General features: G+C 67.4%; 1 protein-coding gene and 1 pseudogene. Both read left to right on the top strand.

Going from position 1 to position 1513, the window contains the following annotated elements; all coding sequences use genetic code 11:
• The first annotated feature begins 99 nt into the window (after positions 1 to 99).
• The gene (imuA, locus tag QN397_RS26545; protein ID WP_323502512.1) at positions 100 to 903 is read left to right on the top strand and encodes a translesion DNA synthesis-associated protein ImuA; all 804 of its coding nucleotides are present in this window, start codon (positions 100 to 102) and stop codon (positions 901 to 903) included.
• Positions 872 to 1513 (top strand): annotated as a pseudogene (locus QN397_RS26540) (DNA polymerase Y family protein); the annotation flags it as partial. The gene imuA and the pseudogene QN397_RS26540, both read left to right, overlap by 32 nt.

Raw genomic sequence — 1513 nt, 5'->3', positions numbered from 1 at the left:
TAACCGCTGTCGGCGCTAATATCTGTACATCCATCCAGTATTGTGCAGTTGCTGGAGCTAAAAGGATACCCCTTATAAAAATACAGTTAACGATTCATCATGGGCCTCCCTTCCTTCGACTCCTTTTCCCCGTCCGCGCGCCAGAACGTCTGGCGCGGTGACGAGCTGGGCAGCGCCGACATGCCCGTGCTCGGCACCGGCCACCCCGCGCTCGACGCCGAGCTGCCGGGGGGCGGCTGGCCGATCGGCGCGATGACCGAGGTGCTGCAGGCGGCACCTGAAGCGCATGTCTGGCAACTGCTGCTGCCGGTGCTGTCTCGCGCGGTCGAAACGCGGGGCGGGCCGGTGGTATTGATCGGCGCACCTTACGAGCCCTTCGGCCCGGCGCTCGCCGCCGCGGGGTTGCCGGTCGAGGCGCTGATGTGGGTTCGCAGCGAGGCGTCTGCCGCACGGCTCTGGGCTTGCGAGCAGGCCTTGCGTTGCGCCGACGTGGCGGGCGTTCTGGCGTGGTTGCCGCAGGCGCGCGTGGGCGAGTTGCGCAGGCTGCAACTCGCTGCGGCACAGCATGAGGGGCTGTTGTTCGTCTTCAGGCCTGAATCCATGGCGCAGTCGGCTTCACCGGCGCGGTTGCGGCTGCAGGTGGTTCCGGCAGAAGGCGGGCAGATGGATGTCCATTTGCTGAAGCGCCGTGGCCCGCCGCTGGCAATGCCCTTGACTTTGCCCGCCCGCAGCGAGCGCATGACGGCGTTGCTGGCCGCCAGCCAGTTGCGGCGCAAGCGGCGCATGCAAGAACTGCAAGGCGCGCAAGAAGAAGCAAATCCCGGCACGACCGTGGTTCGTCTGGACTTGCGCAGGAAGGAGGGGCAATCGAATGCAATGGATCGCATTGCGGTGGCAGCCTGAAGAAGACAGGGCACCTGTGGCTGCAACGGCACCGATGCCTGGCGCGCCAGCCGCCGACACGCCTGTCGCTGCGCCTCCTTCCATCGAAACCCTCGGCTGGTGGGCGCTGCAATTCACGCCGCGTGTCACATGGCTCGACGAAGCGCTCCTGCTCGAAGTCTCGGCCTGCGAGCGGCTCTGGGGCGGGCAGCAGTCGTTGATGCGCCTGATGACCGCTTGGAACCCGGCGCCCGGCACGCGCATCCAGAAAGTGCAGGGCGCCAATGGCTTGATCGCGCTGGCACGGCTGCGGCTGTTCGCGCGCGGCCACAAGCCGCCCGTCGATGTGCCGGCCGCCCTGCCGCTCGGCGCGCTCACGGCTGCACGGGAGCATCTCGACGTGCTGGAGCGCATGGGCTGCCGCACCTGGGGCGACGTGGCGGCGCTGCCGCGCGGCGGTCTTTCGCGGCGCTTCGGCACGACGCTGCGTGAGACGCTCGACATGGCGTGGGGCTTGCGCCCCGAGAAGCACACGTGGCTTACCTTGCCCGATGTGTTCGACCAGAAGCTCGAACTGCCGGCGCTGGCCGAGAACGCGCATGAACTCATGTGGTCGGCCAACCGCTTGTTG

The organism is Variovorax sp. RTB1 (assembly GCF_035018765.1).
Lineage (GTDB): Bacteria > Pseudomonadota > Gammaproteobacteria > Burkholderiales > Burkholderiaceae_C > Variovorax.
Note: the sequence above shows the minus strand (reverse complement) of the source record. Positions and strands in the feature narration are given on the sequence as shown.

Excerpts from the sequence above, each read along its gene's own strand:
- imuA (WP_323502512.1), top strand. The coding sequence starts at position 100 with ATGGGCCTCCCTTCCTTCGACTCCTTTTCCCCGTCCGCGCGCCAGAAC.